Raw genomic sequence first — 15,152 nt, forward strand, 5'->3', positions numbered from 1 at the left:
TAATGCGCAAGGTATGACTGATTACATACAGAAAAAAAATTTAAAATCAGCCATTGAAATCAATCGGCGCAACCCTATATAGAGTAATGAGGCGATGCCATTGGGTCGCTGGGGGCTTGTCCAGGTTGGAAAGCCGTAGATAACATTTTATTGCTTCATAGGAAGGATAAGATTATGCGTAACTTTGATTTCTCTCCACTCTATCGTACCGCGATTGGCTTTGACCGTTTGTTCGACTTGGTCGAGAACAGTAACACTAATAATGCGGGTGGGTTCCCTCCTTACAACATTGAGCAAAGTAAGGAGAACCAGTACCGGATTACGATGGCTGTTGCTGGATTCGGGCAAGATGAAGTCGATATCACTCAGCAAAAAAATAGCCTGACGGTCGCCGGCAAAAAAGCCGAACGAAACCAGAACACTAAGTTCTTATACCAGGGCATTGCTGAACGAGACTTCGAACGCAAGTTCCACCTCGACGATCATATTAAAGTGATGGGGGCGGAAATGGAAAACGGCATGCTGCATATTGATCTGGTTCGTGAGGTGCCTGAAGAAGAAAAACCTCGCCGTATCGAAATAGGCGGTAACCGCATGCTAGAAAACGCAGAATAAGCGCGGCAGAGACATGAAGGTTTAGCGGCGCAGCGACTCCAAGCAATAAGTTAATCGTAACGAAGAGGGCAGCTAACGCTGCCCTTTATTTATGCATGTTGGTTGCTTTCAGTCTGCTTATCATTGCAGGAACCTGGCTTGTCGATGATAACGATGGATGACTTGCCAGATTGTTACGTTGGTTCGAACTAAGCCTGAGCCAATGTTTCACGTGAAACAGTAAAGAAGGAGCTCGGTAAGTGTTCCACGTGAAACAGTGTTAGCCCTCTTGGTAGGCACGGATGACTTCTTCGCCAATAATCTCTATGCCTCGTTGCATGGTATCGTCGTCTTGGACGTAGTTCATGCGAATACATTGTCTCGCATGAGGCCAATCCTCGCTTTCCACACCAATAAAGAAATATTCGCCTGGCACCACCAATACACCACGGGCTTTTAGTCGCTGGTACAGTGTTTGGGTAGAAATGGGTAAGTCTTCAAACCACAGCCACAAAAAGATGGCCCCCTCGGGTTTATGCACGCGAACACGCTCATCATTAATAGTGTCCAACACCATACGAAGTGTGCGCTGTGATTTTTGTTGGTAGAAGGGGCGAACGACCTCTTTGCTTAATCGCAACAAGTCACCTTGTTCAATCATCGCCAGCGCCATTGCCGGTCCGACACTGTTTGGCGATAGGCTAACGATGCCGTTGATATTTGACATGGCTTGGATGACATCTTCGTTGGCGATCACGATCCCGCAACGCACCCCGGGTAACCCTAGCTTGCTGAGGCTAGAGCAAAGAATAGTATTGTCGTTCCAAAACGGGGCAACATCTTCAAAGATAATATCAGGGAACGGCGTACCGTAGGCGTTATCGATAATCAATGGAATGTTATGCTCGCGCGCGAGTTTATCAAGCTGCTGGATCTCGCTATCAGTGAGCACATTACCGGTTGGGTTGGTCGGCCGAGAGGCACAGATAGCACCAATGCTGTCATCAATGGTTAAGCGACTAAAGTCGACATGATATTTAAACTGCCGATTATCCATTAACTCAATGTCAGGTTGGTAGCTAACAAAGATATCGTCGCTGATCCCTGCATCGCCATAGCCAATATATTCAGGCGCCAAGGGGAGTAAAATCTTTTTATGGCTGCCGTCTGAATAACGTCCCGCTAAAAGGTTAAACAGATAAAAGAACGCACTTTGACTACCGTTGGTGAGCATGATGTTTTTACTGGAAAGCTGCCACCCATAGGTCTTATTGAGAAGCTCGGCGAGGGCATTCAGTAATGCCGACTTACCTTGTGGGCCATCATAGTTGGCCATGGCATGGACGAGGCTACCATCATCCAGCATCGATTGGCTCAGTGTTTTGAAGTAATCGAGCATTTCCGGTATCGCAGCGGGGTTGCCGCCACCGAGCATAATCGCATCTGGATTACGTAAGCCATCATTCAAATCGTCCATTAACTGGGTGATACCCGAGTGGTTAGCGAGTTTCTCGCCAAAGTGAGTGACTTCCATGATTACTGCCTTCAAATATTTATGTCATTGTTTTGGTTAAGCTGCCATCAACATACAACAATTGTTTGTGAAAAAGAAAGCGTTGTGAGGCTGTTATCGAACGCTCTTTAAGTCCGGTGGTTGACAGGGTTGTTACGTTATCAGTACAGCGTTGATATGCCACTATCTGGGAAGGTTAGGTTGAGAGTAAAACGAAGAAGTAAGTACACTGATGCGAAGCATTCATCGTGGTTATAGGCCTAGTGTTTCACGTGAAACATAACCAGGATTAGCATAAAAAACCCCGCTAGTGCGGGGTTTGATAACGCCTTCGATGGGTCTATTTTTGCAGTACCGAGATATCTGCCACGTTGAGGAACTGCTCACGGATAAGGTGAAGCATCGCTAAACGGTTGGCCTTCAGTGCTGGGTCATCGGCCATGACCATCACATTATCAAAGAAGGTATCAACCGGCGTGCGCAATTGCGCCAGTTCGGTCAACGCGCCTTGATAATCGCTGTCAGCAAACAAAGGCTTAACCGCAGCGACTTTTTCTGCCACTACATCCGCCAGTGCTTTTTCAGCGTCTTCTTGTAGTAAGCTGCTATCGACTGTGCTGGGCAGCTCGCCGTCGTACTTCGCAAGGATATTGCCAACACGTTTGTTGGCGGCGGCCAAGGCTTCTGCTTCGTCCAAGCTACGGAAATGAGAAACGGCTTTCACACGGCTATCGAAATCGGCAGGCTTGGTTGGACGGCGCGCTAATACCGCTTGGATAATATCGACGCTATAGCCCATATCTTGATACCAGCTGCGGAAACGACCTAGCATAAAGTCTAAGACCTCGGTCTCTACTTCTTTATGGGTGAGGCGATCATCGTATTGGGCTTTGGCGTCGCGAATGAGGTCGACTAAATCCAGCTGATAGCCGTTTTCAACGATAATACGTAGCACACCGAGAGCAGCACGGCGTAGGGCGAATGGATCACTCCCTTTTGGTGCTTGGCCAATACCAAAGATACCGACGATGGTATCCATTTTGTCGGCCATTGCAACGGCTGACGATACTGGCGTCGTAGGTAGCTTATCACCGGCAAAGCGCGGCCAATATTGCTCGTTCAGTGCCAGCGCAACCGCTTCTGGTTCACCATCATGACGTGCGTAGTGCATGCCCATCACGCCTTGCGTTTCGGTAAACTCAAACACCATTGAGGTCATTAAGTCACACTTTGCCAGTTGGCCAGCGCGCTCGGTGTGTGCTTTATCGGCACCGATACGCTCTGCAATCTGTCCTGCAAGTGCAGTAATGCGGTCGGTTTTATCTTTAATGGTACCTAATTGTTTTTGGAATACCGCGCTATCAAGCTCTGGCAGGCGATCAATCAATGGGCGTCTGCGATCAGTATCAAAGAAGAACTCCGCGTCCGCGAGGCGAGGGCGTACGACTTTTTCGTTCCCTGAGATAACCTGTGTCGGATCTTTCGATTCAATGTTAGAAACAAAGATAAACTTAGGCAGTAGCTCGCCGTTGGCGTCATACACTGGAAAGTACTTTTGATCGCCTTTCATGGTGTACACCAGCGCTTCAGACGGTACTTTGAGATATTTGTTCTCGAAAGAGGCGGTCAGTACTACCGGCCATTCTACCAATGAGGTGACTTCTTCGACCAAGTCTTCATCCAGCTCAGCCATTCCGCCCACTGCGTCCGCGGCCGCTTTGGCATCTTTAATAATCAATGCCTTACGCTTTTCATAATCCGCCATCACTTTGCCTTCCCGCTCGAGACGCTCAGGGTAGTGATCGGCGTGAGCCAGGGTTAAATTCGGCTCACCCATGAAGCGGTGACCACGAATAACACGGTCGGACGCCACGCCCAAAATCGTGCCTTCAATTAAGGTTTCGCCGTATAGCATTACCAAGGTTTTCACCGGGCGGATAAACTGGGTGTCTTTATCACCCCAGCGCATGGGTTTAGGAATAGGCAACTTGTTTAGCGCGTTATCGGCTAGCACGGGCAGCAAAGCGTCAATGGCTTGGCCAGGAACGTGTTGACGATAAAGCAGCCACTCACCTTTATCGGTTTTTAAGCGTTCAGCTTCGCTGACATCAATACCATTACCGCGCGCCCAACCCATGGCGGCTTTGGTGGGATTGCCGTCGGCGTCAAAAGCAGCGCTGACCGCGGGTCCGCGTTTTTCTACGACCTTATCGGGTTGGCGATCGCTCAAAGCGGCCACTTTTAACGCCAGCCGGCGAGGCGATGCATACCAAGTAACACCTTGGTGGCTCAGGTCAGCGTCTTTTAGTTGCGCTTCAAACTGACTCGCGAAGGCTTCAGCCAGTGTGCGCAATGCTGTCGGTGGTAGCTCTTCCGTACCTAGCTCTATCAGGAAATTTTGCGTTGCCATGATGCTCCCTTATTGAGTGTGGCGGCACATGGGGAAGCCCAGTGCTTCGCGTGATGCATAGTACGCCTCAGCAACCCGCTTAGTCAGGGTACGAATGCGTAAAATATAGCGTTGGCGTTCAGTCACTGAGATGGCTTTTCGCGCATCCAGTAGGTTAAACGCATGACCAGCCTTTAGGATCTGCTCATAAGCAGGCAAGGGGAGCGGCTGCTCGAGATCCAAGAGCTTGGTACTTTCGGCTTCGCACTGATCAAAGTAGCGGAACAGAAAGTCAACATCAGCATGTTCAAAGTTGTAGGTCGACTGCTCCACCTCGTTTTGATGGAAAATATCGCCGTAGGTCACTTTGCCAAACGGACCATCAGTCCAGATTAAGTCATAGACAGAATCGACTTCTTGGATGTACATGGCCAAGCGCTCGATACCATAAGTGATTTCGCCGGTAACGGGTTTGCATTCCAGACCACCGACTTGCTGGAAGTAGGTAAACTGGGTAATTTCCATTCCGTTAAGCCACACTTCCCAGCCTAAACCCCACGCACCCAGTGTTGGGTTTTCCCAGTTATCTTCGACAAAGCGAATATCGTGAACTTCGGGATCTATACCTAACACACGCAGAGAGCCTAGATAGAGCTCCTGAATATTGTCGGGTGATGGTTTGAGAATGGTTTGAAATTGATAATAGTGCTGCAAACGGTTTGGGTTCTCACCATAACGACCATCGGTTGGACGACGAGAAGGTTGAACGTAAGCCGCTGCGATCGGTTCTGGTCCAAGGGCACGCAAGCATGTCATCGGGTGGGAGGTTCCCGCCCCCACTTCCATGTCTAGCGGCTGAACAATGGTACAGCCTTGCTGGGCCCAATAATCCTGCAGCGCGAGGATCATACCCTGAAAGGTTTTGATATCGAATTTATGCATTGTCAGGTTCGCGCGAGTTGATGAATGGAGAAAATAGCTGGCAATTATAACTCGCAGCGCGCTCAAGCAGTAGGGGGCTGGCGGATTTTTGTGCGTCTTTAACCGACTTATCGATACAGCGGTAATATGGATGAATAGACGTTGCCAAATGATTGTTCAAATCGTAAACTAGCGCCGTCTTGGGGAGTAGTCGACCACTGCACAGTCAGTGGGGCAATCATCAACATAGTTGAAGCAAAATCTTCATGGTGATTGCAAGCCCACCTTTATGGTGCTCTGGGCTTGACGAGACCAACGACAATCGCACGAACCGGGGTGGGGCGTGTGTGTTGTCGTGGTTGAATCATAATAAGCCCTGCCCCAGATGAGCATTGTCATGAGCGTTCTTGCTATTTCTATTTCCACCGTCACCTTGGCGGAAATAGGGGATAAAACCCAGTTACTATCTTTGGCGTTGGCGACCCGGTTTCGAAAACCCGCGGTGATTGTCAGTGCCATTCTATTAGCCACTTTGGTTAACCATGCAATAGCCGCATGGCTTGGTGTGGTGGCCGCAGACGTTCTAACAGACACCGTTTTACACGTCATTTTGATTATCAGTTTTAGTGTGATGGCGGTTTGGATGCTGATCCCAGATAAGCTTGAGGATGAAGGCATACAGGGAAAGAGTGCATTTTGGGCCAGTTTTACCGCCTTTTTTGTCGCTGAAATAGGGGATAAAACCCAATTGGCGACCACGGCACTGGGGGCACAGTTTAATGATGCACTGTGGGTTGTGGTGATTGGTTCTACCATTGGGATGCTGTTAGCTAATGTTCCCGTGGTTTTAGCCGGCGATAAGATTCAGCGCCATGTGCCATTTGCGGTGGTACGCGCGCTTGCCGCGGCCATGTTTGCGGCATTGGCTGTACTCGATACCTGGTATCTACTGAGTTAACGCAGGACAATGATGAATTGGTATAAGGGTTGGCATTATGCCAGCCCTTTTTTGATCAAAAATTGAAACGGCACGGTCTCTGTTTGGGCAGCGACCAGGGTATGGTCCATAAAGCGACAAAAACTCGGAATATCTCGTGTCGTAGAGGGATCATCAGCGGTGATAAGCAAGGTCTGACCGTCATCCATATGGCGGATACGCTTACGTACCATCATTACAGGTTCAGGGCAGCGCAACCCTAAAGCATCAAGCTGATGATCAGCATGGTTAAAAAGCGTCGTCATGTCGGTGTCCTCAAAAAATGTCGACCTGATCATACTTACGAGTCAGAATTATTCAAATAGGGTTGTGATTGTAAAATTATTGTGTAAATTAATTAACAAGTCGTTAACGAATGGCGAGTGGCATGAGAAAAGTAAACGAGCAACAATTTGGTTTTACTTATGGCTACCGTGTATTGGCTTATACAGGATTGAGCGCCCTTGCTTTTTTAGACTTAGCGCATAGTCAGGGTCACGCTCTATTAACGACTTTAGCATTGCTGGTGTCTGCGCTGGGGTTGTTGATGGAAACATTGACCGTTCAGCCAACAGATTCTTCGCAAGGCTAGCTAACTCACTCAACAGCGACACTCACTCTCACTCCCTAGTTTTCTTGGGCTTCCCCGCTTTCAGAGCGGGATTTTTTTTGCCTGTTATTCAGAGAAAACCAGTAACGGAAACAAGGCCAATATCTCGCTGAGTATTGACCTTGTGTCATATGATGAATCTTGCGTTTATGGTTAGTCTTGCTTGGTGATATCAATCACCACGCGGCCTTTTATTTCGCCATTGATGATTTTATCGGCGTACGCTGGCGTCTGGGCCAGGGCGATAGTGTGGCACGCTTGTTCAAAGTAGCGTGCGGGTAACAGCTTGGTGAGTGACTGCCATGCGGCGAGCCGTTGTGGTCTCGGGCAAGAGACAGAGTCCACTCCTTGCAAGCGTACATTCCGCAAAATAAATGGCATGACGGTGGCAGGGAGGTCAAAGCCACCGGCAAGGCCACATGCAGCGACCGTACCACCATACTGAATTTGTGACAGCACGTTGGCGAGCATTTGACTGCCGACGGTATCAACTGCACCAGCCCAGTGTTGTTTATCAAGCGGGCGCCCAGGGGCGCTAAATGCGTCGCGCGGTAAAACGTCATTGGCACCAAGCTGTTCAAGCCAGGTTTGGTTTGCGTCTAGGCGGCCAGTGACAGCACTGACGCGATAACCGAGAGCATGTAATAAGGTGACGGCGACAGAGCCTACGCCACCACTGGCGCCCGTGACTAATACTTTGCCGTCTTCTGGCTTAACGCCGCCATCAATCAAGGCTTGTACGCATAACATGGCAGTCAACCCAGCGGTGCCGACCATCATGGCTTGTTGTTCAGTCAGCCCTTCGGCTAAGGGGACTAACCAATCACCGTTAACGCGCGCTTTCTCAGCCATGCCACCCCAGTGGCCTTCACCGACGCCCCAGCCGGTCAGCACCACTTTATCTCCAGGTTGATAGTCTGGGTGCTGGCTGTCTGCAACCGTGCCAGCAAAATCAATACCTGGCACCATCGGAAATTGGCGCACAATTTTCCCTTTGCCGGTAATGGCGAGGCCATCTTTGTAATTGAGTGAACTATAGTCAATATCGACGGTAACATTGCCGTCAGGGAGATCACTCTCTGCTAAGGCGGTGATATTGGCGAGGGTTTGTTTTTCGTGTTGTTCGAGGACAAGCGCGTTAAACATGGCATTCTCCCGGTTGGAATAAGTGAGCGGCCATACTAGGCCGAGCGAATAATCGACCACTTGCGTTATATCAATCACTATGCGATTGAACGCCGTTAGACGCAACCCAAAAAAAAGAGCGGTAAACACCGCTCTTTTATCGTCACGAAGAAGGCATTACACGCGTTCGAACACGGTGGCAATCCCTTGACCCAAACCAATACACATGGTTGCCAACCCTAAGGTGGCATCTTGACGCTCCATTTGATGCAACAAGGTGGTCGAGATGCGTGCACCTGAACAGCCTAATGGGTGACCCAAGGCAATGGCGCCGCCATTGAGATTGACCTTTTCATCGACTTTATCCATCAGGCCGAGATCTTTGACGCAAGGTAGTGATTGCGCGGCAAATGCTTCGTTCAGCTCCACAAGATCAATATCATCGATACTCAATCCAGCGCGTTTCAGTGCTTTTTGGGTGGCTGGCACTGGGCCATAACCCATAATTGATGGATCACAGCCGGCAACGCTCATCGCACGAATGCGTGCTCGAATAGGGAGCCCGAGTGATTTGGCTTTTTCTTCGCTCATCACTAGCATTGCTGATGCGCCATCTGATAGCGCCGATGAAGTACCCGCCGTCACTGTGCCCGTAACAGGGTCAAAGGCGGGGCGCAGGTTGGCCAAGCTTTCAACCGTGGTTTCTGGACGAATCACCTCATCATCTTCAACCAGAGTCAGTAGACCGTTGGCATCATGGCCTTCGATAGGGGCTATCTCTTGTCTAAAACGCCCTTCTACCGTGGCTGCGTGAGCACGCGCATGAGAGCGAGCAGCAAACTCGTCTTGCATTTGGCGGCTAATACCATGCATACGACCAAGCATTTCTGCAGTAAGCCCCATCATGCCTGCTGCTTTTGCAACCGATTTAGACAAACCAGGATGGAAGTCGACACCATGGTTCATCGGCACGTGTCCCATATGCTCCACGCCCCCAATCATGAAGGTGTCACCATCGCCAACCATGATTGCACGCGCTGCATCGTGTAGCGCTTGCATCGACGAACCACACAGGCGGTTGACGGTGGTAGCACCAACGGAGTGTGGGACCCCCGCTAATAAAGCGGCATTACGCGCAATATTAAAGCCTTGTTCTAGCGTTTGCTGGACACAGCCCCAATAAATATCTTCAATTGCGCTGCTTTCGACTGCTGGGTTGCGAGTCAGTAAGGATTTCATCAAGTGCGCCGATAAGTCCTCCGCGCGTACATTGCGAAATACACCGCCTTTAGAGCGGCCCATTGGTGTACGAATACAGTCAACGATCACTACATTGTTCATTGTTCTCTCCTTAACCTTAGGCTGATTGCGGTGCGTTGACCGGGGTCACATCAAAGTAAGCCTGTTTGTCGCCCGCACGACGTTTCATATCCGTTGGGACATGATACAAGGCGCCAAGATCAGAGAATTTGTCTGCCATTGCGACATAGTGATCAACACCCAGAGTATCAACATAACGGAAAGCACCACCGCGGAATGGTGGAAAACCAATGCCATAAACCAAGGCGATATCTGCTTCAGCAGGAGAGGCGATAATGTTTTCTTCGAGACAACGTGCCACTTCATTGACCATCGGCACCATCATACGAGCAATTATATCTTCATCACTGATATCTGACTGATTCCCCTCGATCACGGAGGCAAGTAACCCAGGTACGGCCTCATCAGCTTCTTTTTTCGGCTTCCCTTTTTTATCGATAGAGTAGCGATAGAAACCCTTGCCGTTCTTTTGACCGAAACGCTCGGCGTCGAACATCACATCAATCGCATCACGACCTGATTTACTCATGCGATCAGGAAAGCCTTCTGCCATCACCGCTTGCGCGTGGTGCGCGGTATCGATACCAACCACGTCGAGCAAGTAGGCAGGGCCCATTGGCCAGCCAAATTGCTTCTCCATAATCTTATCGATGCGTTGGAAATCCACACCGTCACGAAGAAGAAGGCTAAAGGCATGGAAATAGGGGAAGAGTACGCGGTTGACGAAAAACCCGGGACAGTCATTGACAACAACCGGTGATTTGCCCATTTTCGCTGCATAGGCAACCACACGGGCAATGGTTTCATCGGAGGTCTTTTCGCCTCGAATCACCTCGACCAACGGCATGCGGTGGACGGGGTTAAAGAAATGCATGCCACAGAAGTTTTCTGGGCGCGCCATTGACTTGGCCAACGTATTGATAGGAATGGTGGAGGTATTCGATGCAATTACCGCATCCGCACTCACTTGCTCTTCTACCTCTTTGAGAACACTGGCTTTGATTTTAGGGTTCTCTACCACAGCCTCAACAACTACATCGCTATGTTCAATGCCGGCATAGTGTAGACTTGGGGTGATTGACGACAGCACTTGGCCCATTTTAAAGCCATCGATACGACCGCGTTCGAGTTGCTTATTGAGTAGCTTGGTGGCCTCTTTCATGCCCAAATCTAGCGATGCTTGTGCAATGTCTTTCATCATCACAGGCACGCCTTTTAGGGCCGATTGGTAGGCGATGCCGCCGCCCATAATACCTGCACCTAGAACGGCACCACGCTGGGTATCTTTCCCTTGTTTAGCGGCTTTTTTCGCCTTGCCTTTGATCACTTGATCATTGAGGAAAATCCCGACTAAGGCTTGAGCAACGTCGGTTTTTGCCAGTTTCACGAAATAGCGATTTTCGACCTTGAGTGCCTCATCGCGTGTCATGCCGGCCGCCTCTTCAATGGCCGTCACGGCAGTCATGGGCGCTGGATAGTGCTTACCGGCTACCTGAGCCACCATGCCTTTAGCCATGGTAAAACTCATGGCGGCTTCTGTGCGGTTTAGCCCCAATGGTTGTTTTTTCTGCTGACGACGGCCTTGCCAATCAATTTTTTCATTGATGGCTTGAGTGAGCATACTGATTGCCGCGTCACGAAGGTTATCTACTTCAACGACGGCATCCACTAATCCTTCTTTGAGCGCTGCTGCGGCGCGTTTTTCTTTACCTGCAGTGATAATTTCCATCGCCGTATCGGCACCCACTAAACGCGGTAAGCGCACGGTGCCACCAAACCCAGGCATAATACCAAGTTTGGTTTCGGGGAGACCAATCCGTGCGTCAGAGCTTGCAACACGTAAATCGGTAGAAAGAATACACTCGCAGCCGCCCCCTAAGGCATGGCCGTTGACGGCGCTGATCGTTGGATAGGGGAGGTCTTCTAAACGATTGAAGATTGCGTTCGCGCGCGACACCCAATCAGAGAGCTCTTGGTCGGGCTTGGCAAATAAACCGAGAAACTCGGTGATATCGGCGCCGACAATAAAGGCCGACTTTGCAGATGTGAGCATGAGCCCCTTTACATCTTCTCGGCCTGCTAAGGCGTCGAGGGCTCGGTCTAAGCTTTCTAGCGTCGACAGATCCAGTTTGTTGACAGAACCCTGGCTGTCCAGTGTCAGTTCTACAATGCCGTTTTCCAATGCACGAACTGAAAGGTTATCTCCTTGGTAGATCATGGTTTTTCTCCACGTTGGCCGTACCATCCTGGTTGAATACTGTTCTGGTTAGACCAGATGAGCTCTAGTGTGGATCATTGTTATAATAAATGACAACCAAAAGTTAAACGAATGTTTAAAATATGTGGTGTGGATTGTTTTTACTGCATGGGCGTCCCTGTAGAAGAAGCGGAGATATGATAAAGTGCAAGGTAGAAACTGAAGGATTATATCATTATGCCGATCACGCCTTATGCGGTTCCTGCAGAGACTGTCAGGCACGAGCTTGAAATAAAAAAGAGCCGATTTATCACCTATCTTGCTCACACACCGGGTGAGGCAGACGCGAAGCAGTTTATTCAATCTTTACGCAACGCTTACCCTGATGCGCGCCATCATTGTTGGGCCTTCGTCGCGGGAAGACCCGAATCATCGGTACAATGGGGCTGTGGTGACGATGGCGAGCCCGCAGGAACCGCAGGTAAACCAATGCTTGCGCAACTGTCGGGCGCAAAGGTCGGAGAGATCTGTGCGGTGGTTGTCCGTTATTTCGGTGGGATCAAACTGGGTACCGGGGGCTTAGTGAAAGCATACGGTACCAGTGTGCAACAAGCGCTAAGCTTATTAACAACGCGTGAGGTTGCTGTCACGGTTCCTTACACAATAAGCTGTGAATATGCTCACATTGATACTATCGAGGCGCTACTAAAGCAGTACCATGGCATTCAGCTTGATGCAGCGTTCAGTCATAATGTGCAGCTAGCTGTCCGTATTGATGCGCGATTCATCGAAGGTTTTCTTGATGCGCTAAAAAATCAAACTCGTGGGCAGGCACAAGCTTGCTCGACAGAACATCAATAATTAACGTCAGGCATTTAGCCTGCTTTACGTGTAACGATGAGACGGCAGTAAAAGGCTGTCGCTGATAAGAGGGCCACGTCAGGCTATGCAATTTCGTTCCATTACCCGCATCGTCGGACTTCTACTGGCCCTGTTCAGCATTACCATGCTCGCCCCTGCGCTGGTGGCTTTTATTTACCGTGACGGTGCTGGGCTCCCGTTTGTATTGACATTTTTCTTACTGCTTGCGGGGGGGGGACTGCTTTGGTTTCCAAACCGTGATTACCGGCATGAACTCAAAGCGCGCGATGGCTTTTTAATTGTCGTGCTGTTCTGGACGGTGATCGGCAGCGCAGGCTCTGTGCCGCTGATGTTGTCGGAACAGCCTGATTTATCGGTCAGTGAGGCGTTTTTTGAGTCCTTTTCGGGGTTAACGACGACAGGGGCGACCGTGATTGTTGGTCTGGATGAGTTGCCCAAGGCCATTTTATTTTATCGCCAGCTGCTTCAATGGCTGGGCGGAATGGGGATTATCGTCTTAGCGGTGGCGATTCTTCCCGTACTCGGCATCGGGGGCATGCAGCTTTATCGTGCAGAGATCCCAGGGCCGGTCAAAGATACCAAAATGACGCCCAGGATAGCCGAAACCGCGAAAGTCCTTTGGTACATTTATCTGACACTGACGGTCAGCTGCGCGTTAGCCTATTGGTTGGCCGGTATGTCAGCGTTTGATGCGATTGGGCATAGCTTTTCAACCGTTGCAATTGGCGGTTTTTCAACCCATGACGCAAGTATCGGTCACTTTGACAGTACGGCCGTAAACCTGATCACCGTGGTCTTTTTGTTAATATCAGCGTGTAACTTTTCGCTGCACTTTGCGGCGTTTGCTAATAACGGGCTTAATCTAAAGTTTTACTTACGTGATCCCGAATTTCGCGCGTTTTTACTTATTCAATTCCTACTATGGCTGGTCGTCTTCACCATGCTTAGTGGCCATCAAGTCTATGACAGTTCCGCTGAAACTTTCACTCAAGCATTATTTCAGTCGGTATCTATTTCAACCACCGCAGGCTATACCACGACGACATTTGCTCATTGGCCGCTGTTTTTACCTGTTCTATTGTTATTCACTTCCTTTATCGGCGGGTGTGCAGGCTCAACAGGTGGGGGGATGAAAGTCATTCGTATCTTATTGCTTTCACTACAAGGTACGCGCGAGCTTAAGCGCTTAGTCCATCCCCGTGCAGTGTATACGATTAAGGTGGGCAACAAAGCCTTACGTCAACAAGTCGTCGACGCGGTATGGGGATTTTTCTCCGCCTATGCGTTGGTCTTTGTGATCTGTATGCTGGCGTTAATTGCAACCGGCATCGAAGAGCTGACCGCTTTTTCGGCTGTGGCGGCCACACTCAATAATCTCGGCCCAGGCTTGGGCGAAGTGGCTGCTCACTTTGGTGATATTAATGACACAGCGAAATGGGTGCTGATCCTGGCGATGCTGTTTGGTCGTTTAGAGATATTCACATTACTGGTTTTATTTACCCCCACTTTTTGGCGTAGCTAAACAGGGGAAGGAGAAGCAATGAGCAACGCAACGCAGAAAGTGCTGCTGTTACACTCAAGTCGGGAAGGGCAAACTAAGAAGATTCTACATTATATAGAGAGTCAGCTTGGAGAACGTGCGCAGTGTGACGTGAGCGATCTCCATCAAGTGCCAACACTCGATCTTACCCAATATGATCGGGTGTTAATCGGAGCATCGATTCGTTACGGCCACTTCAATAAAAAGCTCTATCAATTTATCGATACGCACAGCGAACAGCTAAACCGAGTGAAAGCGGGCTTCTTTAGTGTCAATTTAACCGCGCGTAAACCTGGTAAAGATACCGCAGAAACGAGTGCCTATAGTCGTAAGTTCCTAGAAAAGTCGCCATGGACGCCTCAGTTGCATGGCGTGTTCGCCGGAGCCCTCTACTACCCGCGCTATAAATGGTTCGATCGTATGATGATTCGCTTGATTATGCATATTACCGGCGGCGAGACGGATACGAGTAAGGAAGTGGAATATACCGATTGGCAAAAAGTGAAAGCATTTACTGATCAATTTGCTCAGTTTTAGCCCATAGCGCTGATTCTTTGACCGAACGGCGGCTTTTTGCAAAAAAAGTCGCTTTTCCCTCTTGCTAAGGCGATCAATTTCTCTATAATGCGCCTCCATCGACACGGCACACAGGGCAAGCGCTCAGCGCCATGTTGAAGTAAAAAATCAAATAAAAATAAACGCTTGACGTGAGTTTTTAAAAGATTAAGATAGCCGTCCACTTAACGCCAAGCGTTAGGGGAGTCAAAAAGAGGTTTTGTTTCCAGCCTGAGGGTTGAAAATAAAAGATAAAATTTCTTCTTGACTTTAACGGCAAGGCGCGTAAGATACGCAGCCCTGACCAAGCGAAGCGCAGCTTCGCGCAGTCAACGCTCTTTAACAATTTGACCTATGCAATCTGTGTGGGCACTCGTTGAGAATAGACAAAAAGATTTATTCGATGAACTGAGTGACCAATACGAAACAACGTTTACGTTGTTCGGCACAGTCAATTCGTTYRTCTCGCAAGAGAYGAACAAAACAGTATTTATCGAGCCGTTTGTCTTTTCTTTGGAAAAGCAAACACC

13 protein-coding genes and 1 riboswitch are annotated in these 15,152 nt (G+C 49.4%); of the genes, 6 read left to right on the forward strand and 7 right to left on the reverse strand.

Annotated elements, in window-relative coordinates; all coding sequences use genetic code 11:
* Positions 1-174 precede the first annotated feature (174 nt).
* Positions 175-615 (forward strand): Hsp20 family protein, encoded by a 441-nt coding sequence (locus BZG80_RS14595; RefSeq protein ID WP_025744545.1) that lies wholly within the window; start codon positions 175-177, stop codon positions 613-615.
* 259 nt (positions 616-874) lie between these two features.
* Here the strand turns inward: BZG80_RS14595 and BZG80_RS14600 are convergent, their stop codons facing one another.
* From BZG80_RS14600 to glyQ, 3 genes are all read right to left on the reverse strand, one after another.
* A complete protein-coding gene (locus BZG80_RS14600) occupies positions 875-2,128 on the reverse strand; it encodes a valine--pyruvate transaminase (RefSeq protein ID WP_077679680.1) in 1,254 nt (417 codons plus the stop codon).
* Positions 2,129-2,447: 319 nt separating this feature from the next.
* Positions 2,448-4,517, reverse strand: a complete 2,070-nt coding sequence (gene glyS, locus BZG80_RS14605) for a glycine--tRNA ligase subunit beta (RefSeq protein ID WP_077679681.1) — start codon at positions 4,515-4,517, stop codon at positions 2,448-2,450.
* Between the two features lie 9 nt (positions 4,518-4,526).
* Positions 4,527-5,438: a glycine--tRNA ligase subunit alpha gene (glyQ, locus tag BZG80_RS14610; RefSeq protein ID WP_025673809.1), complete on the reverse strand. Its 912-nt coding sequence runs from the start codon at positions 5,436-5,438 to the stop codon at positions 4,527-4,529.
* 174 nt (positions 5,439-5,612) lie between these two features.
* A riboswitch (yybP-ykoY riboswitch) is annotated at positions 5,613-5,722 on the forward strand.
* Between the two features lie 92 nt (positions 5,723-5,814).
* Between glyQ and BZG80_RS14615 the strand changes: the two genes are divergently transcribed.
* Positions 5,815-6,375, forward strand: coding sequence for a TMEM165/GDT1 family protein (locus tag BZG80_RS14615; protein WP_025744547.1), 561 nt, complete (start codon positions 5,815-5,817; stop codon positions 6,373-6,375).
* Positions 6,376-6,410: 35 nt separating this feature from the next.
* Here BZG80_RS14615 and tusA read toward each other — a convergent pair whose 3' ends face one another.
* Complete coding sequence (tusA, locus tag BZG80_RS14620; protein ID WP_077461800.1) at positions 6,411-6,659, reverse strand: sulfurtransferase TusA; 249 nt, start codon at positions 6,657-6,659, stop codon at positions 6,411-6,413.
* A gap of 122 nt (positions 6,660-6,781) precedes the next feature.
* Between tusA and BZG80_RS14625 the strand changes: the two genes are divergently transcribed.
* The gene (locus BZG80_RS14625; RefSeq protein WP_025744548.1) at positions 6,782-6,985 is read left to right on the forward strand and encodes a hypothetical protein; all 204 of its coding nucleotides are present in this window, start codon (positions 6,782-6,784) and stop codon (positions 6,983-6,985) included.
* A gap of 171 nt (positions 6,986-7,156) precedes the next feature.
* Here the strand turns inward: BZG80_RS14625 and acuI are convergent, their stop codons facing one another.
* From acuI to fadB, 3 genes are all read right to left on the reverse strand, one after another.
* The gene (gene acuI, locus BZG80_RS14630; protein ID WP_077576841.1) at positions 7,157-8,149 is read right to left on the reverse strand and encodes an acrylyl-CoA reductase (NADPH); all 993 of its coding nucleotides are present in this window, start codon (positions 8,147-8,149) and stop codon (positions 7,157-7,159) included.
* A 156-nt stretch (positions 8,150-8,305) separates the two neighbouring features.
* A complete protein-coding gene (fadA, locus tag BZG80_RS14635) occupies positions 8,306-9,469 on the reverse strand; it encodes an acetyl-CoA C-acyltransferase FadA (RefSeq protein WP_077679682.1) in 1,164 nt (387 codons plus the stop codon).
* Between the two features lie 16 nt (positions 9,470-9,485).
* Positions 9,486-11,666 (reverse strand): fatty acid oxidation complex subunit alpha FadB, encoded by a 2,181-nt coding sequence (gene fadB, locus BZG80_RS14640; protein ID WP_077576839.1) that lies wholly within the window; start codon positions 11,664-11,666, stop codon positions 9,486-9,488.
* Positions 11,667-11,882: 216 nt separating this feature from the next.
* Here fadB and BZG80_RS14645 point away from each other — a divergent pair, with 216 nt between their 5' ends.
* From BZG80_RS14645 to hemG, 3 genes are all read left to right on the forward strand, one after another.
* Positions 11,883-12,506: a YigZ family protein gene (locus BZG80_RS14645; RefSeq protein WP_077679683.1), complete on the forward strand. Its 624-nt coding sequence runs from the start codon at positions 11,883-11,885 to the stop codon at positions 12,504-12,506.
* Between the two features lie 85 nt (positions 12,507-12,591).
* Entirely contained in the window at positions 12,592-14,049 is a 1,458-nt protein-coding gene (locus tag BZG80_RS14650) for a TrkH family potassium uptake protein (RefSeq protein WP_077461805.1), read from the forward strand.
* 18 nt (positions 14,050-14,067) lie between these two features.
* On the forward strand, positions 14,068-14,604 hold the full coding sequence (gene hemG / locus BZG80_RS14655; RefSeq protein WP_025744923.1) for a menaquinone-dependent protoporphyrinogen IX dehydrogenase: 537 nt from the start codon (positions 14,068-14,070) through the stop codon (positions 14,602-14,604).
* Positions 14,605-15,152: the final 548 nt, after the last annotated feature.

It is taken from the genome of Salinivibrio sp. MA440, from assembly GCF_001996265.1.
Lineage (GTDB): Bacteria > Pseudomonadota > Gammaproteobacteria > Enterobacterales > Vibrionaceae > Salinivibrio > Salinivibrio costicola.

What these genes read in the sequence shown, in the direction of transcription:
- BZG80_RS14595 (WP_025744545.1), top strand. Translation starts at nt 175, where the DNA reads ATGCGTAACTTTGATTTCTCTCCACTCTATCGTACCGCGATTGGCTTT.
- BZG80_RS14600 (WP_077679680.1), bottom strand. Translation starts at nt 2,128, where the DNA reads ATGGAAGTCACTCACTTTGGCGAGAAACTCGCTAACCACTCGGGTATC.
- glyS (WP_077679681.1), bottom strand. Translation starts at nt 4,517, where the DNA reads ATGGCAACGCAAAATTTCCTGATAGAGCTAGGTACGGAAGAGCTACCA.
- glyQ (WP_025673809.1), bottom strand. Translation starts at nt 5,438, where the DNA reads ATGCATAAATTCGATATCAAAACCTTTCAGGGTATGATCCTCGCGCTG.
- BZG80_RS14615 (WP_025744547.1), top strand. Translation starts at nt 5,815, where the DNA reads ATGAGCGTTCTTGCTATTTCTATTTCCACCGTCACCTTGGCGGAAATA.
- tusA (WP_077461800.1), bottom strand. Translation starts at nt 6,659, where the DNA reads ATGACGACGCTTTTTAACCATGCTGATCATCAGCTTGATGCTTTAGGG.
- BZG80_RS14625 (WP_025744548.1), top strand. Translation starts at nt 6,782, where the DNA reads ATGAGAAAAGTAAACGAGCAACAATTTGGTTTTACTTATGGCTACCGT.
- acuI (WP_077576841.1), bottom strand. Translation starts at nt 8,149, where the DNA reads ATGTTTAACGCGCTTGTCCTCGAACAACACGAAAAACAAACCCTCGCC.
- fadA (WP_077679682.1), bottom strand. Translation starts at nt 9,469, where the DNA reads ATGAACAATGTAGTGATCGTTGACTGTATTCGTACACCAATGGGCCGC.
- fadB (WP_077576839.1), bottom strand. Translation starts at nt 11,666, where the DNA reads ATGATCTACCAAGGAGATAACCTTTCAGTTCGTGCATTGGAAAACGGC.
- BZG80_RS14645 (WP_077679683.1), top strand. Translation starts at nt 11,883, where the DNA reads ATGCCGATCACGCCTTATGCGGTTCCTGCAGAGACTGTCAGGCACGAG.
- BZG80_RS14650 (WP_077461805.1), top strand. Translation starts at nt 12,592, where the DNA reads ATGCAATTTCGTTCCATTACCCGCATCGTCGGACTTCTACTGGCCCTG.
- hemG (WP_025744923.1), top strand. Translation starts at nt 14,068, where the DNA reads ATGAGCAACGCAACGCAGAAAGTGCTGCTGTTACACTCAAGTCGGGAA.